This is a genomic window from candidate division Zixibacteria bacterium HGW-Zixibacteria-1, from assembly GCA_002838945.1.
In the GTDB taxonomy this organism is placed as follows: domain Bacteria; phylum Zixibacteria; class MSB-5A5; order GN15; family PGXB01; genus PGXB01.
This window is the reverse complement of sequence record PGXB01000036.1, coordinates 1-24379: the sequence shown is the minus strand read 5'-3', so window position 1 is coordinate 24379 and position 24379 is coordinate 1. Positions and strand designations below refer to the sequence as shown.

The following is a 24379-nucleotide window of genomic DNA, read 5'->3' as shown; positions in this document are numbered from 1 at the left end:
ACTTGCCACCGGCACGGCATAGTTCTATAATTAATACCATGGTCAGCACCAAAGATATACTCAAAGCGCAGATCGATATGGGGCGTATTCCAAAGCATGTTGCCATTATTATGGACGGCAACGGGCGCTGGGCCGGCAGGCGTAATTTGCCCCGAACGGCCGGCCATGAGGCGGGTGTGGACGCGGTGCGAAAAGTCGTGCGGGCGGCCGCCGAAATCGGCATAAAGTATTTGACTCTTTATACTTTCTCAGTGGAAAATTGGTCCCGTCCGCGAGAGGAAGTAACCGCCTTGATGCGCCTTCTGTCACGGACCACCCGGGGCGAAATAGACGAATTGAACCGAAACAATGTCCGCTTGATAACGACCGGCCGTATCGGTGAATTATCGATTTCACGGCGCAAAGCTTTGACCATCGCCATGCAAAAAACGCGTGAGAACACGGGCCTGGTCCTCAACCTGGCCCTCAATTATGGGGGGCGGTCGGAAATTATCGATGCCGTCAAAGCGATTGCCACGGCGGTGTCTTCGAAACAAATAAAGCCGAGAGAAATCGACGAAACGCTTTTTTCAAATTATCTCTACACCGCCGGTCTGCCTGACCCGGATCTGTTGATCAGAACTTCGGGGGAAATGCGCATTTCCAATTTTCTAATCTGGCAGACCAGTTATACCGAGCTCTATGTTACCAATGTTCTCTGGCCCGATTTCGGCCGCAAAGAGCTGTTCCGGGCCGTTATAGATTACCAGAAACGGGAACGCCGCTTCGGAAAGGTTTGAGTGGTTTGAGTAACCTGCTGACACGCATAATTGTTGCCGCTATTTTCGGCCCGCTGATAATTCTCATCTCATATCTTGGCGGTTCCTGGCTTTTTGGCATGGTCATGCTGTTTGGAATGATCGGCATCGGCGAATTTATGTTCGGCTCCGGCATCAGACCAAAAATGATTTTATTCTGGATAACATCGCTGTTTACCGCCGGAATGCTGGCGGCTTCGATGCTGTTGTCGATATCATCAGGTTTGCTGATATTGACCGGATATTTTATCTTTCTTGGCATGGTTACGGCCGTGCGTAATACGACCCCCTCCGAGTTGTTCAAACAGCAATCCACGCTGATCTGGGGTGTGGCCTATATCGGGCTGTTATATCCGTTTGTTTACATGGTGCGCCAATTATCCGGGCAGGGCGGCGACTGGATGCTCTTTATGTTCGGCACACTCTGGCTGTCGGACACACTGGCCATGTTTATAGGCAAGGCTTTCGGCAAACGAAAACTGGCTCCGACCGTATCGCCCAACAAAACTATTGCGGGATTTATCGGCGGTATGACCGGCGGGATCATTGTCGCTTTTATTCTCGGATTCTGGAGACTTTCGAATATTGAATTACCGCTGCTGCTTATGGCCGGTATTTTGATTTCGCTGGTCGGCCAGCTTGGCGACCTGGTCGAATCCTGCTGGAAACGGGCCATCGGCATCAAGGACTCCTCGGCCATAATACCGGGCCATGGTGGCGTGCTGGATCGTTTTGACTCGCTGCTTTTTGCCGCGCCGGTGCTGTATCTGTTTCTCGATAATTTCATTTACCAATAACAGGAGTGATTATCGGTGAAAGTAATCGACTTTATTTTCGCCGCGCGCCCGATGCTGCTTTTGCCGGTCTGGTCCATATATCTGCTGGCATTCAAGCTTCGTTATCCCTACCAGGCATGGGAAGATTCCAATACGCTCGCACTGGTAAGTTTGACTCTGATCTCAGCCGGGGCCTATTACATCAATCAGATTTTTGATTATGATTCGGATCTCATCAACCAAAAGATAGGTTTCCTACAGAAAGACATCATTTCCAGAAGTCAGATGATGGCGGCATATTTAAGCGTCTCGGTTGTCTCCGTCATTGCCGCCTTCTGTTCGGATTTTATGACGGTATTAATTATTATTTTGATCGGCCTGCTGGGTTTGGCCTATTCGGCGTCGCCGCTGAGATTGAAGGACCGCCCGATCGGCGGACTGCTGGCCAATGTCATCGCTTATGGAATTTTGGTACCTTTGACGGCCGTGACAGATATCGGCGGCGACATTCACCTGATCTATATTATTTTTTATTTTTGCCTTTTAGTCGCGGCGGGCTACCTGTTGACGATTATTCCGGATCGCGAGGGCGATCAACAAACCGGCAAAATGACGCTGGCGGCAGGATTGAGCGACAGGCAGATAATTATGAGTGGATTGGCATTGGTCATAACCTCACTTCTTATGGCGTTTCTAATATTCAACGCTTTTCTGGTGGCAGTCAGCACTGTTTCGATTTGTCTGTTTGTCATCGCGTTATTGACCCCCGACGAAAAGGCGATCCTGTTTACATGCAAACTGCCGATACTCCTGGTTTCATTGCTGGCCGGGTACTACTTCCCCGCCTATCTGGTTTTTATGCTTGTTCTGCTGGTTATGACGCGGTTATATTATAAAAAACGATTTGGTATAATATATCCGAGGATTAACTGATGCGATCTCTGATACTAATGGCCCTGGCAATTCTTGTTTTCACCGGATGTACTCCCCATCCCCGCTATGGCACCGGCGAATCCCGGCCGCCAGAGGGAAAGGGTGAGAAGCAAAAGGCGACACAGGTATATCAAAAGAATAAGGATCGCTATATGAGCGCCACGACCGATGACCTTATCGAATTGGGGCGCATTATTCAGAGTTTTCTGGGAAGACCATATGGTTCCGGCAGTGACGGAGAAAATCTCGACTGCAGCCGTTTTACGATGCTGGTCTTTGACAAATTTAATCACACCAAACTGCCACGGACCGCCGAGAAACAATTCAAGACCGGGCAAAAGATAAATCGGGGGGATATGCGGTACGGCGACCTCGTTTTCTTCAAAACCGAGGGCAATTCCATTTCACACGTCGGCATATATATCGGCTTCGACGAATTTATCCATACCTCAAATTCATCCGGAATAATTATTTCCAACATGCATGAGGATTATTGGAAGAAAAGATTTATCGGGGTCCGCAGGATAATACCATAACCCGGTCCGAAATCATTCGTATTGATTTGGGATGAAAGACGACAAACTCGATATCAAGATAAAGAATCTCCCGGCCTCGCCCGGCGTTTATATCTTCAGGAACAGCACCGGCAGTATCATTTACATCGGCAAAGCCAAAAATCTGCGCAACCGGGTCAGGACTTATTTTCAATCGGCGCAGAACCATACGCCCAAGACCGCCCGGATGGTCTCAGCCATCGCTGATCTGGAACTGATGGTGACCGATTCCGAAATCGAGGCTTTGATTCTGGAAGCCAATCTGGTCAAGGAACATAAGCCCCGCTATAATATAAATCTTAAGGATGATAAACATTTTCCATATATCAAGGTAACGACCGGCGAGCCTTTTCCCCGGATGCTGATTGTTCGCCGTCTGGAAAAAGACAGCCATCGTTATTTCGGCCCGTACACCAATTCCAAGGGAATGCGCGGGACGCTGCGGTTCCTCAGCCGCCTTTTCAAAATCCGAAGCTGCAATCTTATCATCCCGCATCCGACCGGCAAGCCGCAGAAGGTGTGTCTCGATTATCATATCGGCCGCTGCGGCGGTCCCTGCGAAAATCTACAAAGCCGGGAAGAGTATGCCGAGCAGGTCGATTCGGTGCTGTTGTTTCTTTCGGGCAAAGGGGAAACGCTGCTCGAAAAGCTGCGGCACAGGATGGGCCGATTGTCCGAAGAAATGGAATTTGAAAAGGCGGCCGAGGTTCGCGACCAGATTACGGCTCTCGAATCGGTCCGGCAGAAGCAGAAAGTCGATGCCGGGGTGGTTGTCAATCGTGATATTATCTCATTTGCCCGCGACGGGCGCTACACCGTCGTTGTTATCATGCAGATCAGGGAAGGGATACTGATCGGCCGTCAGGATTTCCAGTTAACCTCGGAGCCGGAAGAGGAAGATGCCGACCTGATGAGTGGATTTCTCGGGCAGTACTATAATAATCAGCCGAATCTGCCGGAAGAAATTTATCTGCCGCTGAGACTGAATGATGAGGATGTCATTTCACAATGGTTGTCGAAGATGCTGGGCAAAAAGGTCAGAATTCGCACCCCGCAAAAAGGGGAAAAGCTGAAACTGGTTGATTTGGCCGCCACCAACGCCCGCTTGCTGCTGGATGAGATTCTTATACAAAAAAAGGGTTTCAAGGAGCGCGTTTCCAAATCGGTTCAGGCTCTCAAGGATAACTTGCACCTGAGCCGCTCACCGAGAATTATTGCCTGTGTCGATATTTCCAATACGGGTGAAACCGATGCTGTCGGAGCACTGGTCTATTTTGCCAACGGCAAACCGCAGAAATCTGGTTACCGGCATTTCAGGATCAAGGAAGTTACCGGGCAGGATGATTTTGCCATGATGCGCGAGGTCGTCGGACGGTATTTTTACCGGCTGCAGCAGGAAAAGAGAACCCCGCCCGATCTGCTGGTTGTCGACGGCGGCAAGGGGCAGTTGTCATCGGTGCAAAAAGAAATAGCCTCACTCGGTTTTGAAAACCAGAATATTATCGGGCTGGCCAAACGATTCGAAGAGATATATCTCCCCGGCAATCCCGAACCGCTGACCATTCCCAAATCATCGCCCGGTCTGCTGCTTCTGAAAAGAATCCGGGATGAGGCCCACCGCTTTGCCATCGAATACAACCGCAAGGTCCGCACCAAGCGGACGATACAATCCTCTCTCGATAAACTCGCGGGAGTCGGACCGAAGCGACGCGAAATTCTTCTCAAACATTTCGGTTCGGTCAAAAAGATCAAAGAGGCCTCGCTGGAACAACTGACCTCGGTCAAGGGAATCCCTCAAAATCTGGCCGAGAAAATATATAATTCGTTCCGGTAGATTTTCTTTGGGGCGTCATGCTTCTGCCGTTTATACTTGCATAAAAAACCGATCTTGTTATATTTATGTATATAAAACTTGTTATTAATTCTTACCGCGACCTTCCTCGAGGGCGTGTCTAAGGAGTGGCTATAATGGAATCATGCAAAAAACATATTCGGGTAATTTTATATGCGCTGCCATTTATCCTGCTGGCCGGCAGTCTGTTGGGCGCCGTGACTTTAGCGCCGGCATCGCAGGATGAGACCGGCAACCTGTATAAAATTATCGTACAAAATGCCGGTGACGCCCGGGCACTTTCGGCATTGGGAGTTGATGCCGTTCTGAAAATACAGGACGGATATCTCGTTCTCGCTTTGAGCGAGTATGAAAGAATATTCGAGGAAAACTCGCTGAGATTTGAGTTAATTGCGGCCAATGTCAGTCGCAGCGAATTGGCCATCGATATCCGCCATGACAGTTCGAATGTCGGACGGTATCCGCTTATTTATGTCGAAGGCAATCTCAGGGTGTACCAGGCTCATGCCGGAGATTTGTCGGAGTCAGGCGAAATCGCGGGGCTGGCGCCGCTTCCGCCGCAAAGCCTGCCGATTATTTATAAGACCCCGGTGGACAAAAGCATCTTTTCCGCTAAAATAGACTATAATCTTGATTCACTGATAAATCTTATTGAGTATGATTCATTGCAATCATATGTGGAACGACTCCAGGCTTTTTACAGGCGAGTAGCCGGAACCGACTCTATTTATGCCGCCAGGGACTGGATTGCGGGCAAATTTACCGAGTTTGGATACGACTCGGTCTATCTCGATCACTTTGTCGAGAATCTCAGTGGATCCTATGCTGACTGCTATAATGTCGTCGCCGTAAAACCGGGCACAAGTTTCCCGGATGTTCAGATCATTGTCGGCGCGCATTATGATGCCGGCTCGGTTTCACCCGGGGCCGACGACAACGGCAGCGGCACGGCGGCGGTGATGGAAATCGCTCGTGCCATAAAGGACATAGAGACCGAGATGACCTATGTTTTTGTACTTTTCGATGCGGAGGAATGGGGATTGTACGGTTCCTACCACTATGCCGGTTCCGCATATGCCAATGGCGACAATATTCTTTTTATGATGAATATGGATATGATCGCGCATTACCAGAACGATGCCGATGGTTATTCCTCCTATGGTAATGATACATATTTCGCTCAGTTGTGGATTGATCTGGCCGATTCACTGCAGGGAATCAACATCACCGGGCACCTGGCCGGAGGGGGCGGCGGCTCGGATCATTATCCGTTCCAGCAATACGGATATAATATCGCCTATGCCCATGAATATATTTTTTCCACGGTTTATCATTCAAGTCATGACAGTACGACCTATTGCAATTTCGATTACATGACCCGAATGGTTAAAGCGACTTTTGCAACAGTTCTGGCCGCCGCCGCGGCCAATGCTCCGCCACCGCAATTAATCCTGAGTTTTCCAGCGGGCGCCCCGGAAATATTTTTCCCTAATAATGAGGCCGCAATTCAAATGCAGGTCGAAGGGTATGGCGGAGGCGTTCTTGTTCCGGGAACAGTCGTGCTGCATTACTCTGCCGATGGTGGGCCATATGAAACGATTTCTATGACAGATATGGGCGGGGGAATTTTCGAAGCGTCAATACCGGGTTTACCATGTTATACGCGCATAGCATATTATGCCAGTGCCGAAGAGGAACTCAGCGGTATCTTTTATGATACCGATCCATCCCGGCCGAACCTGGCCGCTTTTGCCGCCGAAATGACGACTGTCTTCGAAGATAACTTCGAAACTGTTAAAGGGTGGACGGTGTCGGGCGAAGCGACCGTCGGGCGGTGGATTCGCCGCCAGCCTTATTTTACGCTGGAAGGCGGCCCTTCAAAAGATTATGATCAGTCAGGTTACTGCTATGTTACCGATAATCCGCTTTATTCCGATGTTGACAATGGCACCACAATTCTGACCTCACCGACTTTCGATTTGTCCACGGGCGATGCTGTCGTGGAATATGCCCGCTGGTATTCCAATGACGAAGGCGGGGCTCCCAATGCGGATATTTTTATAGTCAAAATATCCAGCGACAACGGCGCCTCCTGGATCGATGTCGAATATGTCGGGCCGGTCGTGGAAGCTTCAGGGGGTTGGTTCATCCACCGTTTCTGGGTAAGTGATTTTATTGGGCCATCACCGACGGTTCGGCTGCGATTCAACGCCTCCGATCTGGCGGCCAATTCGGTAATCGAGGCGGGCCTGGATGCCGTCAGAGTGTTTTCTTACAATTGCGGGCTGCCGCTTCAAATTGCCACTGGAGCGATTTCCGACTGGACGGTGGGAATGCCTTTCTCATTGGCACTTGAGGCATCCGGAGGTTATGGCGCATTTACCTGGATCGATAAAAACGCCGATCTGGCGGGGACGGGTCTAACTTTGACTTCCGATGGTCTGCTTGCGGGAACACTTTCGATAGAAGGTGCCATTGCGTTTACGGCTCTGGTCAGTGATGAGGTCGGGCAGACGGCGGAGCGTCCATATGGTTTCACGATAAACAGTTATCCGAATATAACAACCCTGCCAATTCCGAGTGCTTCCGTAAATGCAGCCTATTCGTTTCAGTTGCTGGCGTCAGGGGGGACCGCACCAAAGATGTGGACAGACAGGGACAATGATTTATCAGGCTCCGGCTTTACTCTATCTCAAGCAGGGCTGCTATCGGGTCAATCACCGGATACCATGACGGTTGATTTTACGGCTGTCGTCACTGATGCCGCCGGCGCCACAGTGGAGAAGCCCTTCACGCTCAAAGTGAATCTTCCATACATCTGCGGCGACGCCGACCACAGCGGAGCGATTAATCTGCTGGATGTGACATATTTGATCAGCTATTTGTACAAGGGTGGCGCGGAGCCGATTCCGCCTGCCTCGGGCGATGCCGATCATAGTGGAGCCATTAATCTGCTTGATGTGACATATTTGATCGGCTATTTGTACAGGGGAGGCCCCGAACCAGTCTGCCCTTGACTCAGTCCAAAAGTTGCGAATTCAGAGGGTCGGGAAACCGGCCCTTTTAATTGGCCATTAAGGGCGGTTATTTCCAAAATTGCTTTGTCATCCATATTATTAAGTGCTATATTAAGTTATCTCGAAGTGAGGGTAAGGGACATCTTGAATAATCTTGTCATTAAGGCACGAAAAGGCGACGCGGAGGCCGAAAAACAGCTATTTCAATATCTTCGCGTAAGATTTGAATATCTCGCCAAAAAAAGGTTATTGAAGAAGGAAGATGCCGAGGATATCGCCCAGGAGGCATGTCTGACAGTCCTTGAAAAGTACAGGACCGCAGATTTCCACGGACACTTCAATGCCTGGGCCCTGAAGGTTCTGAGAAACAAGATCGGAAATTATTTGCAGGGCAAGTGCGTGCGGGACAATAAGGTTGCCGGAAGTATAGATGCCGGCGTCCTGATCGATCGGGTTCATGCGCCGAATGATTCAAGTTCGGTCAGTGAAATAACCGATTGCTTAAGGAAGCTGATTGCGGCTTTTCCCCGGTATGCAAGGGCATTGAATCTGGTCCATCAGGGCTTCACCACCGACGACATCTGCCGACGGCTCGATATAAAGCCGAATAATCTTTATGTGATATTAAATCGAGGCCGCCGGATCTTGAAGGAATGTTTGGGCAAGGAGTCATCCAATGACTGAAGAAAGATGCATAGATCCTGAAGCCGGAAAGCTGTTGCATGCCTACGAACTGGGGGCGCTGCCCGTAAAGGAATGCGAGCTGTTTGAGGCCCATTTGCTGGAGTGCAAAGCTTGTTTTTCGGAGGCGCAGAGTTTTTGCGCCGAATCAAATCTGTTGATTTCCAATAAATCAATTATTGAAGAAGTCGCGTCAGCGGTCGGCCTCAGCGAAGCCACCGTTGAGAAGCGTTCGCTTCTATCCGGGCTCATCAGCCGATTATGGCCCGATACACCATTTGTTTTCAGACCGGCCCTCGCCCTGGTTATAATTATCCTGCTGCTTTACCCGGCTTATAAAGGAATTCAAAAAAACCCGGATGAAGGCATCAAAGCGGTGTCGGCCGTAAACCTGATGCCCACCAGATCGTCCTCCACGGCGGAATTTAATATTCCCGACGACAATGATGTTGTCTTATCATTCCTATATCAGGATGTTGTCCCGGGACGGGAATATATAATAGAGATCACCGACGAAAACGGTCGGACACTGATGCTGGATAAATCTTTCAATGCTTTTGACAAGTATGAAATGGGGCGGTTGCTGATACCGGCGGACAAAATTAAAACGGGAGTATTTGAATTGAAGCTGTCTGATCCGGAAGATGTATCGTCGGGCAACGAGCAGATTTATAAATTCAGGCTGATAAAATAAATCGCCGACGCATGATAAAAACATATCTCTTTATTTTACTTCTTTTGTATCCGCTCGGGGCGGGCATAAATAGCTATGCCGATCAGTCGGCCCGGCTAATTTATGCCGACAGCCTGCGTGAGGCGGCGCAATATGATTCCGCTCTGACGATCCTGAAGCAGACCCGGAGCGAGTTCGAACGGACCCCGGGCATTCCCGACAGCACCATCGCGGATTTATATTCTATTCTGGGTTTATACTTTTACGACATAGGGCAATTTACTGCGGCGGAGAATTATTTCGATTCGGCCCTTTCTATTCGAAAGTCGATTTTCGGCGAGGCATCAATCGAAACGGCGGAGATTCTTGTCAGACTGGGCGATGTTTATCGGGAGCAGGGAAGATATCAGCCGTGCGAAGATGTTCTGGTCGGCGCCCGTAATATTCTTGAGGAAATCGACAAAGAGAACTTGATTACGGCCGAATGTTATGAAGCATCGGTGCCCCTCTATAATTTCAAAAATGAATATGAAAGAGCCGACACGCTGGCGCGGCTGGCCATGGCCATCTGCGAAAAAGCCCCGGATATCGAACCGAACAAAATCGGGGATTGCTACAATGCGCTGGGAAATGTCCGCTTTTTTACCGGTGATTATGATCAGGCTGAAAGCGATTATGAAAGCGCCCTCGGTTGTTTTAAGAAAATTTATGGATCACGCCACCCGGATATTGCCATGACGCTGGGCAATCTGGGCAATTTATATATTGTCAGGGGAGAATACCTTAAGGCGGAATCCACGTTCAATGAAGTCTATGCCATGGAAGAAGAATTTTTCGGCGAGATTCACCCTAATCTGGCCGTCAGGCTGAATTTGAAGGCCTCTCTTTACTGGAGGCTCGGAAGATTCGGGGAGATGGAACCTCTCCTTAATCGGGCCATTGAAATTCTCAAAAAGACGGTCGGTGAGGATCATCCGGAGATGGGCGCCAGCCTGAACAGCCTGGCCGCAGTGAACCTTGTCAGAGGCGACTACCCGACCGCCGACTCGCTTTTTAGGAAAGCCTTGCAGGTTCTCGAAAAAGTGTACGGTACAAATCATAATACGGTCGCGACTATAATGAATAACCTTGGAAACATCAATGCCGTCATGGGGAATTACGATGTCGCCAAGGAATATATGCTTCAGGCTCTCGAGATCAGGAAAAATCTGCTTGGCCCGAATCATAATGACGTCGCCAACAGCTACGGCGCTCTTGCACGGCTTCATCATAAGCTTAAAGAATATTCCGAGGCGGAAACGTGCCTTAATGAGGCTCTGAAAATCAAGGAAAGTCTTTTCGGAACGAATCATCCGGATGTCGCCAGAATTTACACCGATCTGGGGGATCTCGATCGCCGTCTCGGACATCTGGATGAAGCGGTGGATGATTACCGACGCGCCCTGAATATACTGCAGGGGATTCTCGGCTATCTTCATCCTAATGTATATTTGAACATCAAAGGCCTGGCGCAGGCTTATGCCGCCAGGCATGATTGCGATTCAAGCCTCGCGTACTATGGGCAATTTCTGGACCTGGCCCTGAAACTGACCGATTATGCCTTCTCATATTCATCGGAGTCGCAGAAAATGAGCTGGATTAATCAGTACCCGGTTATCGAGAATTCCCTGTTCTCGATGGCCCTGTCATGCGGCAGCAGGCAATCGAAGGAACTGGCGGCCGAAATGATACTCAAAGGAAAAGCCTCGGTTATTGATGCCGTCATGGCCGAGCAAAAAGCGGCTTATTGCTCTGAGGATGCCGTTACTCTGGATCTGCTCGACCGGCGGAACGAATTATGCACTATAATTTCCAACATGGTTCTGACCAGCGTCAAAAAGGCGCCGGATGAATCATTCCGTGACAGTATTCAATATCTGTACAATAAAAATGACTCTCTCGAAGAAGAACTGAGCCGGCGCTGCGCCCTGTTCAAAGACGAACTTTTCGCCAGGAGATTCAGCATTGCCGACATCGGCCGGGCGCTTCCGCATGACGCTATCCTGCTTGAGTACCTGAAATACTATCCCTATGATTTCACCAAACTCGGAACCGACGCGATCGATTCCTCGAATTCACGCTACCTTGCCTTTGTTTACTCTTCTTCGGATGGTGTCGCATTTGCGGACATCGGTGATGCCCGATCAATCGACAGTCTTGTCGATGCCGCCAGAAATGAAATTTACCAGGCCGACAGCCGTGTCTTTACACCGATAGGCGCGATGCTGGAGAGCGATCTGTCGGAAATCACCGGCAAACTCTACAATATTCTTATCGGCCCGATGGCCGATAGGCTGGGCGGCAAACGAATTGTCTATGTTTCCCCGGACAGCAAGCTGAATCTGCTTCCTTTCGAGATTCTCACGCGGCCCGACGGCTCATACCTGATCGAGGCAAATCGAATTTGTTATCTGTCGACCGGCCGTGAGTTGCTGCGATTCGCGCAAAAGCCCGATTCATTGTTTGATGTTATGGTTATTGCCGATCCTGATTTCGACTATACAGGTGATTCGGTCGGTTCGCCCGATAACAGGGGGGAACCAACCATTCGAAACGTCAATTATTCTCAGAGCCGGGATATTGACCGCCGATCAATAGATTGTCTCAATACTGCATTTCCTCCCCTCAGGTATGGCCGGATCGAAATGAATTCTATTACCGAGCTCTTAGCAAGAAAGGGTGCTCTTGAAGTCCGCGGTTATTACGGAAACAAGGCCGGAGAGAAAGTCCTTAAGTCGATTACCATTCCCCCAAGCATCCTCCATCTGGCCACACACGGCTTCTTTTGTGACGCGTCAGCAGTTTCAAACGACCCGGCGCAAAACAATCCGCTGATGCGATCCGGGCTGGCTCTGGCTGGAGCAAACCGGCTGCTTTCAGCGAAGGATGCAAAAACGACCACCGACGAAGACGGCATTCTGACCGCCTATGAAATTTCCGGTTTGAACCTGACCGGAACGCAACTGGCCGTGCTGTCCGCCTGCGAAACCGGTGTGGGGGAAAGCATTAACGGCGAAGGCGTTTTCGGCCTGCAGCGGGCCTTCCGCCATGCCGGCGTTAAATCCCTGTTGATGAGTCTCTGGAAAATAATGGACAAGGAAACCTCGCAACTGATGCATGGGTTTTACGGCCGCTGGCTGGCGGGGGAATCGAAAGTTGACGCCCTGCGCAATTCGCAACTGGAACAACTGGCCCAATCCCGCAGCTCTCTGGGGCATGGCCATCCGCTTCTCTGGGCCGGCTTTATTCTGGTCGGCGATCCGAATTAAACACAATCTTAGATAAATACGTCTTTACTCCAGGTCAAAGGTGCGGGCAATCAGGATTAATTCTGTATTGGTTACCGATTTTTGCTTGCACCAATCTTAAATGTGGATATATTATAACTATCTACATTCGTACAGTTTATCGGGAGGAGGATATTATGACCAGGCGCGACAACCTAATTCCCACCACCGTTTTAGTAATAATACTATTTCTGACGGGTGCGATCTATGGGCAAACACCCCACATATTGACATTAACGCCGGAGCAAAATGAGCTGAATGTGTCGCCGGGCGATATGATATCGGTGACTTTTGATTGCGCCATGAAGTCCGGCTCGATCAACGGCGGTTCTTTTGTGGTGAATACCAGGACCTCCGGTCTATGTTTCGGAGCTATCACCTACAATTCGGAGACACAAACGGCTTTATTTGATCCCGACTTCGATTTCCATGCCGGCGAAGTCGTTACGGTGATCCTGACTACCGATATAAAATCAGAGTCAGAGGATTCGCTGGAGAATTATTTTAATTGGAGCTTTACTGTCGGAACCAGCGGCGGTTTTGTCGGTTCTTTTATTCTCGATGCGACTTACGGTAATGTGCCGGATCTATGGCCAATCGCCGTGGCCGATATTGATAATGACCGCGATATTGATATTTTGGCCGCCCCGCAAGGAGACCAGAATGTCTATGTCTGGTTGAATCAGGGTGATGGCACTTTTTCCGCCGGTCCCTCTTATGAGACGGCCCTTGGTCCCCGCGGTATCGCGGCGGCCGATCTAAATCGTGATGGCTATGTCGATTTCGTGGTGGCTAATTCATTGGACAACAGTCTCTACGTGTATCATAACAGCGGCAATGGCACATTTACATTCTCCAATTCTTACGGTGTCGGTCAAAATCCATATACTGTCATAACAGAGGATCTAAATGGTGACGGGTATCTTGACCTGGCCAATACAGATTACGTAAGCGGTGTTGTGACGGTTCATTTAAACAATGGTGACGGCCTTTTTACGATTTATAATACTTATGCCGTCAACGGTAACCCCGAGTGGGTCTGTTCCGGTGATTTTGACAATGACGGCGATGCCGACCTGGCGACGGCCAACAAGAATTCGGACAATATATCTATTCTTATTAATGACGGTCACGCCAATTTCGGCTGGCATGTCGATTATGCCGCCGGTGGGGACCCGCAGTCGATTGCGGCCGGCGATTTGAATGCCGATGGATATCTTGATCTGGCTGTCTCCAACTATCTTACCGGAAACGTCATGGTCTTCATGAATAATCAGGATGCCACCTTTGCACTATTCAGTGCACAGTCTGCCGGCGAAAAGGCACAATCCGCCATTATCGGCGATTTTGACACCGATTCCGACCTCGATGTCGGATGCGTCTCCCGTATAAGAAATAATGTCTGTTTATTTAACAATGCCGGCGATGGAACTCTGGGGTCGGTGCGGACATTTTCATCGGGAAACGAGCCGGTTGCGATGCAGTCCGCCGACTTTGATTCGGACGGCGACCTTGATCTGGCCGTAACCAATTATTATTCGCATAATATTGCCATATTCTTGAATGGCCTGTGCTACGATTTTGATGCCGATGGTTTCGGCGATCCCTGGCATCCCGAAAATGAATGCCCGCCGGATAACTGTTTTTCAGTCTATAACCCGGACCAGGCCGACTTGGACAATGATGGTTTCGGCGATGTTTGTGATGACTGCACGGACAGCGATGGCGATGGTTTCGGTGATCCCGGTTTTCCAGCCAGCATCTGTGCTGTGGACAACTGCCCCGATATTTATAACCCGGATCAGGAAGATTATGACGGCGATGGTATCGGCGATAGCTGTGATAATTGTTTGATAATCGCCAACTCCGATCAGGAGGATTTTGACGCCGATGGTATCGGCGATCTCTGCGACGAATGCATCGACACCGACAATGACGGCTATGGGAACCCCGGTTTTGCCCTGAATACCTGCCTGGATGACAACTGCCCGGATGTATATAATCCTGACCAGACAGATACTGATGGCGATGGCGTTGGCGATGCTTGTGATGTACCAGGTTGCTGCGATGAGCCCGGTGATGCCAACAATAATGGCTCCGTCGGGATTCTTGATGTAACTTATATCATCTGCTATGTCTACAAAGGCGGAGCAGTACCGCCTTGCATGCCGGAAGCCGATCCCAATGGTGATGGGGCCATCAATCTGCTTGATGTGTCCTATTTGATTAAATATATGTACCGTGGCGGCCCGGCGCCTATCTGCGGCCCCGACCCATGGCCGGAGAGTTAGCGGATCGACAGAATTCTTGTAAGATTTCGACCGAATCTCAAAAGACATAACAGGAGGTCATTATATCCGGGGACAGCAGAGTCGTTGCCCATGTATAAAAACCACAAAGAATTACGACCTTGTTTGACAGCAACTAATTGGGTGGGAGGATGTTATGTCTCGGCAAACGCAAAACTACCGGGCAGGGCTCAAAGCCCTTTTAGCATTTTTAATTATTTACTCTTGTATATCAGTATCTGTCGCGCAGGCATTTGAGTTAGTCGCCGAACCACCGTCGCTTGAGTTTAGTTTACATCCCTTGCAAGGGGTGCGGGACACTGTTTTAATTTATGAATTAGACGGGGCCAACCTCCAACTAAATATAGTGGAAAATTGTTCGTGGCTATTTCCCGTCTTTGCCGATTCACCGGTCACGCCGTTTGAACTGGATGTCTGGATAGATGCTTCGACGGATACGGGCGTCTATTTATGCGAAGTTTTAGTCACGGCTATTGATGAAGATTCGGCAGTCGTCGATGAAATTTCAATTCCTGTCACACTATATATTACTCGCGATTATGAGTGTGGCGATGCCAATGATGACGGGCGTGTCAACATCCTTGATGTTTGTACAATCCTTCTATATCTCTATAAATGCAAGGGGGAAGATAAGTGCGGCTGGATCCCAGAGAATGTTGATGCCTGTGACGTAAACGGCAATGCGTCTATAAATATTCTGGATGTCGTTTACTTGATAAATTACATCTATAAAGGTGGCCCTCCTTTGATGTGTTGGTAGTGGATAATAAATGTTTGTTATTCGGGCGGCTTCGGCCGCCCTTTTTTTACCCAAAAATGCCATTGCCAAATGAATTTAGAATTCGTATCAATTGGTTGTGCAGCAATCGGAAGAGAAAATATATACCGTAACCGCCCTCACCCGGCTGATAAAATACGCCCTCGAGGAATCCTTCCCCGAAATATGGGTGGAAGGGGAGGTCTCCAATTATATCCACCATTCTTCGGGCCATCGTTACCTGGTTCTTAAAGACGAAAACGCCGTCATCAAGCTGACTATCTGGCGCTCACTCGGCCAATATCTCAGATTTGAGCCCGAAAACGGCATGAAAGTCCGGGCTTTCGGCAGTGTTACCGTTTATGAAAAGGGGGGCAATTATCAGCTAAATGTAAGAAAGCTGCTGCCGGTCGGGGTTGGTGAGCTTGAAGTCGCTTTTCGGCAGCTTTATAAAAAGCTGGCCGGGGAGGGGCTTTTTGAAGAATCGCTCAAGCAGCCATTGCCCGAATACCCGATGACCATCGGAATTGTCACTTCGCCCACCGGCGCGGCGGTTCGGGACATTATAAATATTGCCCGACGGCGCAATGATTCGGTGAAATTGATTTTGTATCCGGCCCTTGTGCAAGGCGAAGGAGCCGCCGAAAGCATTATCGCCGGCATCAATTATTTCAACAGCCGCGATGATATCGATGTCATCATAATCGGCCGCGGCGGCGGATCGCTGGAAGATTTATGGGCGTTCAACGAGGAGCCGCTGGTCCGGGCGGTGGTGGCTTCGAAAAAGCCGATTGTTTCCGGTGTCGGCCATGAGATCGACACTACGCTGGCCGATCTGGCCGCCGACCTGCGCGCCCCGACACCGTCAGCGGCGGCGGAGCTGGTTATTTGGGATAAAAGGACCTTGATACAGGATCTGACCGACTATTTGTCGCAAATGAGTTATTCGCTGGAGATGTTTATCAAGCGACATCGGACCACTTTGGTCCAGTATATGAACCGCCCGGTCTATCAGAGGCCGGAAAACAGTGTCAGGGAACGGGAGCAGACTCTTGACAACCTTATGCGCCACTTTGAAAATGCTGGAAAAAATTTATTGGAAAAAAAGAAAAACATCTTATCTTTGAGCCTGTCGCGGCTGGAATCGCTGTCTCCGCTGGCGATTCTTAAACGTGGATATGCCGTGCTGATGAAACTGCCGGGTGGGGAAACAGTAAAATCAGTGGAGGCGATAACCGGCGGCGATATGGTCGAGGCTGTTTTGCAGGATGGTTCGGTCACGGCCCTGATAAAAGAGATAAAGCGAGCGTAATTATTATGGCTGCGGAAAAGAAGAAATTTAAGGACTTTGAATCGGCCCTGACCCGGCTTGATGAAATCACCCGCCAACTGGAGTCGGGCGAGATTAAACTTGAAGAATCCATTGCGCTGTATTCCGAAGGGGTCGAAATTGCCGCCTTTTGCAGCAAAACGCTTTCAGGGGCGGAAAATAAAATCATGAAGTTGAAAGAACAGCAGGAGAAACTGGTCGAAGTTCCTTTTGATGAGGAAGAAGATGGCGATTGACATGATCCCGACCGGAATAGAATATCTCAAGCAGAAACGTCTTGAAGTGGATGCTCTTTTGCATGAGTACCTTCCGCCCGAGAGCGATTTTCCGCAAAAATTGCATCAGGCCATGCGTTATTCCGTCCTGGCCGGCGGCAAGCGGATTCGCCCCATCTTATGCCTGACTTCTTATTATGCCTGCGGTGGAAACAATGCCGCTATTATCAATCCGGCCGCCTGCTCGCTGGAACTGGTGCATACCTACTCGCTGATACATGATGATCTGCCGTGCATGGATGATGATGACCTGCGCCGCGGAATACCCACCCTGCATAAGCAATTCGATGAAGCTACCGCTGTCCTGGCCGGTGATGCCATGCATGATCTTGCTTTCAAGCTGATTGCGCGGTCTGGTTCGGCCGAGGTGGTCAGTGAGCTGGCTATGGCTATCGGAACCTATGGCATGCTGGGCGGTCAGATGGCCGATATCGAGGCCGAAGGAAAAAAAGTCAGTATCGATGAAATTAAATTCATTCATCTGCTGAAAACCGCCGCCCTGATAAGATCTTCCGTTCGTATTGGCTCCATCCTGGCCGGAGTGGACGACCGGATGCTGGCCAGGCTGTCCGATTATGGCGAAAAAATCGGCCTTGCTTTCCAAATCGTTGATGATATGCTTGATGTCGAGGGGGACCCGCAGAAACTTGGAAAAATCGTCGGCTCCGATTGTAAGAATCAGAAAGCGACCTATCCCGGAACCGTCGGTATGGACAAAGCCAGAAAAGACGTTGATAAACTGATAGACGGGGCCATTGAAATATGTCACAGTCTTGATATTGATGCGAATCATTTTATGTTTATTGCCCGTTATATTGGTATGAGGGAAAATTGATTGATGAGTATTCTGGATAACATAAAAAAGTCTTCCGATATAAAAGAACTCGATGATGAGCAGTTGAATTCGCTTGCTGACGAAATCCGTCAGGAAGTTATCTCGGCTGTCTCGCAAAACGGCGGGCATCTGGCCTCAAATCTCGGTGTGGTCGAGTTGACTATGGCGCTGCATTCGGTCTTCGATATCCCGACCGATCAGATTGTCTGGGATGTCGGGCATCAATGTTATGTGCATAAGATTCTTTCCGGTCGGCGCGATCGGCTTCATACCATAAGAAAATACAAAGGGATCGCCGGCTTCCCCAAAAGGGACGAGTCCCCGGCCGACCCGTTCGGTGCGGGGCATGCCTCGACTTCGATCTCGGCTGCACTCGGTCTGGCCACCGCCCGCGACCAGCAGGGATTAAACCATGAAGTGATTGCGGTTATCGGCGATGGAGCTTTATCGGGCGGCCTTTCGTTTGAGGGGCTTAATAACGCCGGAGCTTCCCGAAAAAATCTCTTGGTCATTCTCAATGACAACGAAATGTCGATCTCCAAAAATGTCGGGGCGCTTTCCAAATATCTGACCAATATCATGACCGATAAACGGTTCAATAAACTCCGCGACGAAATCTGGGAATTGACCGGCCGGTTCAAACGCCGCGATAAAATCCGCGCCATGGTTTCGGATATCGAAAAATCCATCAAGGGCCTGTTTGTTCCGGGTTATCTCTTTGATAAACTTGGGTTTCGGTATTTCGGTCCGATTGACGGGCACGATCTCCCATTGCTGAAAAAGACCCTTACGCAAATCAAGAGTATTTCCGGCCCGAGGCTGCTTCATGTTGTCACCGTCAAGGGAAAGGGTTTTGCCCCGGCTGAGGCCAATGCCACCAAATTTCATGGAATCGGCGCCTTCGATAAAATTACCGGTGAAACCAATTCCAAATCAAGCCTGCCGGGATATACCAGGATTTTTGGCGATACCATGATCGAGCTGGCTGAAAAAGATAAGCGGATTGTGGCCATTACGGCAGCCATGTCCGCCGGCACCGGCCTGACCGGCTTTGCCGAAAAATTCCCCGATCGGTTTTTTGATGTCGGTATTGCCGAGGGGCACGCCACCTGTTTTGCATCCGGTTTGGCCGCCGGAGGCATCAGACCTTATGTGGCCATCTATTCCACTTTTCTGCAGCGTGCCTACGATCAGATCATACATGATGCCGCCCTTCAGAAACTCCCGGTTGTCTTTTGCATCGACCGGGCCGGACTGGTCGGCGATGACGGCCCGACGCATCATGGCTGTTTCGATCTGTCGTATCTGTCCGTCGTACCCAATATGACTATCATGTCGCCCAAAGACGGCGATGAGTTCCGCTCCATGCTTCATACAATCGCCGGGCGCGAGCTCGACGGGCCGTGCGCCGTTCGATATCCTCGCGGGTCGGTGCCGTATCCCATGACCGGTGAATTGGAAAATATCGAGTGGGGCAGATGGCAGCAGATAAGCCAAACCGGCGAAATCGCCGTAATCGGTGTCGGCACTATGTTCGAAGTCGCCAAGAGCGCGCAGGAAATGTTGAAGGACCGCCGCGAAGTGGCCCTTATCAATGCCCGTTTTATCAAACCGCTCGATACGGAGATGCTTAATAATTGCATCAAAAATTACCGGCAGATCATTACCATCGAAGAAAACGGCTATATCGGCGGACTGGGGCAGATGATCGGAAATTACCTGTTGCAGAACGGATTTAAAGGCGGGTTCCATTCTTTTGCCATCCCGGACAGATTTATCTCGCAGGGGACGCGCAAGATACTTCTCGATGAGATCGGTCTCAATGCCGATACACTGGTGCGGTACATCGACGATATCTATAACGATCGCCGCACAATTCTGGAAAAATTGCACCTCAAAAAAGGCGCCATGAAAATCAACGCGGTTGCCGTCAATGGCAACTATGGCGAATCATCAGCTAAATAACAGAGGATTAAGATGCGATTTGGGATAATTGCAAACTTCGGCCGCCCCGATGCCGCCGAGGCGGTTAACTTTATTCTCGAATGGTGCGAAAATAACGGGCATGAAGCCTTTGTCTGCGAGAATGTCGTCACCGGCCCCATGATGGAAGTCCGCACCGTTCCGCGCAAAGAATTATGCGTCAACTCCGATGCCGTTATCTCGCTGGGCGGCGACGGGACCATGCTGGCCACGGCGCGCGCCATCGCCGAACAGGAGATACCCATTCTGGGTATCAACCTCGGCTACCTCGGTTTTCTGACCCAATTGACACCGGAGCAACTGGGCGGCGCCCTGAAGCGGGTGGCGGCCAATGATTACCAGATCGAGGAGCGGATGCTTCTCAAGACCAATGTCATCGATGGGCCGCAGCTTGATTCTCAGTTTGCACTAAATGATGTCGTCATCGACAAGGGCGCCGTCAGCCGTGTCATCAATTTGAGTTTATATGCCAATGATGAGTACATCTGTTCGTACACTGCCGATGGGTTGATTGTTGCGACGCCGACCGGTTCGACAGCCTACTCGCTGGCGGTCGGCGGGCCGATTCTCAATCCCAATATGAATGCTTTTATTGCCTCGCCCATTTCACCCTTTTCGCTGACCTCGCGGCCGATGGTGTTTCCGGCTGATGTTACGCTGGAAGTGCGTATCCGCTCGGAGCATGGCAATGCCAATCTGACCGTTGACGGGCAGGTCGCGACTAATTTTTCGCCGACCGGGACGATAAGGATCACCCGCGCCAGGCATGTCGTCAAATTTATCAAGTTCGAAGAATTCTCGTTTTACGATATTTTGCGGCGGAAGCTCCACTGGGGGAGACTGCCGGTGGTCGATTACGAAAAAGCCGACCTGTTGAAAAAGACCGACCGCAACAACCGGCAATGAGACAACCGATAGGGCGGGTTCCAGTGTATTGGCGGCGCGAATAAACGAGAAAACCAACATTATTTTATATATACAGGCACATCATTTTTGACTTGGAAAGCCTGTAATTAATCACCATACATGAAAACTATGAGTTGGCGGATATTGCTGGCATCTTTGGCCTTCTCATATTATTTCCTAAGAGCTAGGAAAAGACGAGGTCAAAATATTACTATTTATTTTATAGAATGTAGTTATATTGTATAAATCATTTAAGGTAAAAGTTTCGGCTTAATATTATGATTGGAATATTCTCTAAAATTGCCATTTTATTTATCTTAATTTTCCCCATAAATACTTTATGTGACGATTATAAAGAAAATAAAGATACCTTAATATTAATTAATGAAGTTGTTTATTCTAATACAATCAATAATTGCATAACCAAAGGAATAAGCATTGATCTGACTAATTGCACTATTATTGGAAGACTTCAATATCAAAAAGATACGATTCATTCTCGCATAAAAATCACTAACAGCACATTAAAGGATGACCTGAATTGGAATACTATGCATTTTCGAAGTCCTGTTGAAATAAATGGTTGTACCATTTTTGGCAAGATTGATATGTATAATGTAAATTTCGAAAGTGATGTCATTTTCAAAGACTGCATATTTGTCGGATTGGCATCCTTTAGCAAATGCCATTTCTCAAAGGCATATTTTGATGGGAGCGAATTCCAGTCAAAAATTTCTTTCTATGAATCAGATTTCATTTATGCCGCAGATTTTGGCCGTGTAAAATTTTGTAGAAGTGCCGACTTTGAAGGTGCTCGTTTTATAGGATATTCCATGGTAAATGTAAGTAGAGACACAGGCGAAACGCCATTCATTGCGACCGAGGCCGCTATTTGGCATGCGTCCGTTTCCTTTTACAAGGCTTCACTTATTAATGCTGAATTTAAAAATTGTATTTTACAAAATGCAATTATATCCCCCACTTTTCTGGATGATTATACTATGGAAAGCCTGGCCAATGCTAAGTCGCTAAAGGATCTTCAATTTGTAGGCTCAAATAATACATTAATAACATTAAAAAACTTTTTCAGGAATAATAATTATAGACAAAAGGAAAGGGAAATCACCTGCGCGATGGAGCGAAGAAATCAGAGTACTTTAAAGAAGGTGATTTTCGATTTACCCTTTGAATATGGCTCCAATTTGGCAAGACCATTTCAGATAGTATTTGCAATATATTTGTTTTGTGCAGGTATTTATTTTATAATGTTTCACTTTGCCGGAGTTACGGGTGTTCTATTCAAGAAAATGCAAATAGATCCTAGAACAAATAGAGAACATGAGTCGGCACTTAGAATTGGCCTTGTGGAAATTAGTAATTTGGGTGGCTTTCTGTATTTCTATTCTTTTGTATTAAGAGAAATAAGACTATTAATGCACGGTTGTTTTTTTAGCCTTATAAGCACATTTAACTTGGGCTTTAGAGAAATAGATTTTGGGCGTTGGTTACGCCTGATTTTGCCTTGGAAAGCCGAATATCAGCCATTTGGCTTTGTCAAGACAATATCAGGGCTTCAGTCAATAATAAGTGTTTTGCTTATGGCATTTGGCCTACTTTTTTATTATGGCCGGTTTTTTGAATAACATGGTATTGTACCAATCCGTTGTTTTGCGAATTGCCCTGCCAGATCATGAGCATGTTTAACAAGGACGAATCAATATGGAAAAGGTAAAACGCCCTGTAATCGAATTGCCGCTTTCGCGGGTAGAGAAAATATTCGAACTTGTCGCCGCGGTAGGTTTGTTGACGTCTATCTTTCTGTTAATTAATTACTGGTCGGTTCTTCCTGATAAGGTCCCCAGCCATTTTGGAGTCAGCGGCCGGGCCGATGCCTGGAGCGGTAAAGCCATTCTGATTATTCTGCCGTTGGTGTCGCTTTTTCTATATACCCTTCTGACCCTTGTCTGCCGCAAACCGCAGTACTGCAATTACCTTGTTCGAATCACCGCTGAAAACGCTGAGCGGCAATACCGCCTGGCGCGCAAGTTCTTATCGATTCTCAAGGCTGAGCTGATATGGGTTTTCACTCTTATCAACTGGGCTTCGATCGGGGTGGCCATGGAACGCTGCAACGGATTGGGTGTTTTCTTCCTGCCGGTTTTCCTCATAATTGTCTTTGGCACCATCGGGATTTATATATATTGTTCGCTGAAGACGGCATAAGTCAGGCCTCAATGAGGTTTTATCCAGTCGAACTTGCCGGATCGAGTGCGTGCAAATATTTTGTCGTTACATTTTTCACCTTATTATATACATCTCCAAAAATAATCTTGCATAAAGCGGGGCGGCGATATATTTTAGCGTCGAGCGCGTAATAAAGAAGAGTCATTATAATTGTTAATGGCATTATAAGCGGGAGTAACTCAGTTGGCTAGAGTCACAGCCTTCCAAGCTGTTGGTCGCGGGTTCGAGCCCCGTCTCCCGCTTTTTCTTATAAGATAAATTCCGCAAAATCCCACCACAATAATCACTCATTATATATGTAAATGCAATGACCCTGGTTTCCAGACATAATAATGGTGTCTTGGCAGCGGACCCCATGCGATATGCGATGCTGTTATGTTATTATAATGTAATGACATAGGCGAGTAGGTCGAAATCCCCTGCCTGAGGCTCGAAGAGCCGAAGGTCACGTCGAAGATCCTGAGCTTGGCGAAGGAAGCGAAGCGAGTGAGGTTTCGACATCTTGACTTGACGTTATGTTGTTATATTATAACAACATAACAATTGTTTAAGAATTGTCATCAGGTTGCCTTTTTGGCGAATATTCTTCCATGATTTGGCTGCTTATATGATTTGCGATTCATTTTAGACCCGGTAAATCGTGCCGGGGAGAGGTTTGGGGGATCGGTTTTGGTTCGCACAAAATCTTTTTGGGTAAAATTGTGCAATTTCTAAGCATTTGGTTTAAGATATATTGGAACTTCCCGCCATTTATGAAGTTATAGGGGAGAGATATTATGGCACAGGGGTATTACATTTTTTTTCAAAAAAAGTGAATATTTTTTTATCTTTGGGCAAATATTTCTTGACATACGTATTGCGGGGGATATATTTAGGGCTCGCCAAAAAATGGCGAGGTATGCTTATTTGGCACTGAAAAAATGCAGGCCCAAGTAGCTCAGTTGGTAGAGCACATCCTTGGTAAGGATGAGGTCACCGGTTCAATCCCGGTCTTGGGCTGATAAATTTATAATTTGTTGGGGAGGTGTTTCGACACATGGCCAAGGAAAAATTTATCAGAACGAAGCCGCATGTTAATGTCGGAACGATTGGACATGTCGACCACGGTAAGACGACATTGACGGCTGCGAT

The 24379-nt window shown here is 48.5% G+C and carries 19 protein-coding genes and 2 tRNA genes; all 21 read left to right on the top strand.

Annotated features, from left to right (window positions below; genetic code table 11):
- The first annotated feature begins 38 nt into the window (after positions 1 to 38).
- Complete coding sequence (locus CVT49_12615) at positions 39 to 779, top strand: isoprenyl transferase (GenBank protein ID PKK82649.1); 741 nt, start codon at positions 39 to 41, stop codon at positions 777 to 779.
- Positions 698 to 1594, top strand: coding sequence for a hypothetical protein (locus tag CVT49_12610; GenBank protein ID PKK82648.1), 897 nt, complete (start codon positions 698 to 700; stop codon positions 1592 to 1594). The genes CVT49_12615 and CVT49_12610 overlap by 82 nt, the downstream gene beginning before the upstream one ends.
- Before the next feature lie 15 nt (positions 1595 to 1609).
- Positions 1610 to 2506 carry a hypothetical protein gene (locus CVT49_12605; GenBank protein ID PKK82647.1) on the top strand — a complete coding sequence of 299 codons (897 nt, stop codon included), beginning with the start codon at positions 1610 to 1612 and terminating at the stop codon, positions 2504 to 2506.
- Positions 2506 to 3042, top strand: a complete 537-nt coding sequence (locus CVT49_12600; GenBank protein ID PKK82646.1) for a hypothetical protein — start codon at positions 2506 to 2508, stop codon at positions 3040 to 3042. The genes CVT49_12605 and CVT49_12600 overlap by 1 nt, the downstream gene beginning before the upstream one ends.
- Before the next feature lie 31 nt (positions 3043 to 3073).
- A complete protein-coding gene (locus tag CVT49_12595) occupies positions 3074 to 4894 on the top strand; it encodes an excinuclease ABC subunit C (protein ID PKK82645.1) in 1821 nt (606 codons plus the stop codon).
- A 134-nt stretch (positions 4895 to 5028) separates the two neighbouring features.
- Complete coding sequence (locus CVT49_12590; protein ID PKK82644.1) at positions 5029 to 7929, top strand: hypothetical protein; 2901 nt, start codon at positions 5029 to 5031, stop codon at positions 7927 to 7929.
- A gap of 69 nt (positions 7930 to 7998) precedes the next feature.
- Positions 7999 to 8613: a hypothetical protein gene (locus tag CVT49_12585; GenBank protein PKK82643.1), complete on the top strand. Its 615-nt coding sequence runs from the start codon at positions 7999 to 8001 to the stop codon at positions 8611 to 8613.
- Positions 8606 to 9304: a hypothetical protein gene (locus CVT49_12580; GenBank protein ID PKK82642.1), complete on the top strand. Its 699-nt coding sequence runs from the start codon at positions 8606 to 8608 to the stop codon at positions 9302 to 9304. Before CVT49_12585 ends, CVT49_12580 begins: the two co-directional genes overlap by 8 nt.
- Before the next feature lie 11 nt (positions 9305 to 9315).
- Positions 9316 to 12591, top strand: coding sequence for a hypothetical protein (locus CVT49_12575; GenBank protein ID PKK82641.1), 3276 nt, complete (start codon positions 9316 to 9318; stop codon positions 12589 to 12591).
- A 155-nt stretch (positions 12592 to 12746) separates the two neighbouring features.
- Positions 12747 to 14900, top strand: coding sequence for a hypothetical protein (locus tag CVT49_12570; GenBank protein ID PKK82640.1), 2154 nt, complete (start codon positions 12747 to 12749; stop codon positions 14898 to 14900).
- 154 nt (positions 14901 to 15054) lie between these two features.
- Entirely contained in the window at positions 15055 to 15678 is a 624-nt protein-coding gene (locus tag CVT49_12565) for a hypothetical protein (GenBank protein PKK82639.1), read from the top strand.
- 91 nt (positions 15679 to 15769) lie between these two features.
- Entirely contained in the window at positions 15770 to 16987 is a 1218-nt protein-coding gene (locus tag CVT49_12560) for an exodeoxyribonuclease VII large subunit (protein ID PKK82638.1), read from the top strand.
- Between the two features lie 5 nt (positions 16988 to 16992).
- Positions 16993 to 17241, top strand: a complete 249-nt coding sequence (gene xseB / locus CVT49_12555; GenBank protein ID PKK82637.1) for an exodeoxyribonuclease VII small subunit — start codon at positions 16993 to 16995, stop codon at positions 17239 to 17241.
- Complete coding sequence (locus CVT49_12550; protein ID PKK82636.1) at positions 17219 to 18115, top strand: geranyl transferase; 897 nt, start codon at positions 17219 to 17221, stop codon at positions 18113 to 18115. The genes xseB and CVT49_12550 overlap by 23 nt, the downstream gene beginning before the upstream one ends.
- Positions 18116 to 18118: 3 nt before the next feature.
- Positions 18119 to 20080, top strand: a complete 1962-nt coding sequence (gene dxs, locus CVT49_12545; protein ID PKK82663.1) for a 1-deoxy-D-xylulose-5-phosphate synthase — start codon at positions 18119 to 18121, stop codon at positions 20078 to 20080.
- Positions 20081 to 20092: 12 nt separating this feature from the next.
- A complete protein-coding gene (locus tag CVT49_12540) occupies positions 20093 to 21004 on the top strand; it encodes an NAD(+) kinase (protein PKK82635.1) in 912 nt (303 codons plus the stop codon).
- A 278-nt stretch (positions 21005 to 21282) separates the two neighbouring features.
- Positions 21283 to 22647, top strand: coding sequence for a hypothetical protein (locus tag CVT49_12535; GenBank protein ID PKK82634.1), 1365 nt, complete (start codon positions 21283 to 21285; stop codon positions 22645 to 22647).
- Positions 22648 to 22723: 76 nt separating this feature from the next.
- Positions 22724 to 23227: a hypothetical protein gene (locus tag CVT49_12530; protein ID PKK82633.1), complete on the top strand. Its 504-nt coding sequence runs from the start codon at positions 22724 to 22726 to the stop codon at positions 23225 to 23227.
- Between the two features lie 189 nt (positions 23228 to 23416).
- Positions 23417 to 23490, top strand: a tRNA-Gly gene (locus tag CVT49_12525).
- A 684-nt stretch (positions 23491 to 24174) separates the two neighbouring features.
- A tRNA-Thr gene (locus tag CVT49_12520) sits at positions 24175 to 24247 on the top strand.
- 37 nt (positions 24248 to 24284) lie between these two features.
- Positions 24285 to 24379: elongation factor Tu (locus CVT49_12515; protein ID PKK82632.1), on the top strand; the 95-nt coding region annotated here is incomplete at its 3' end.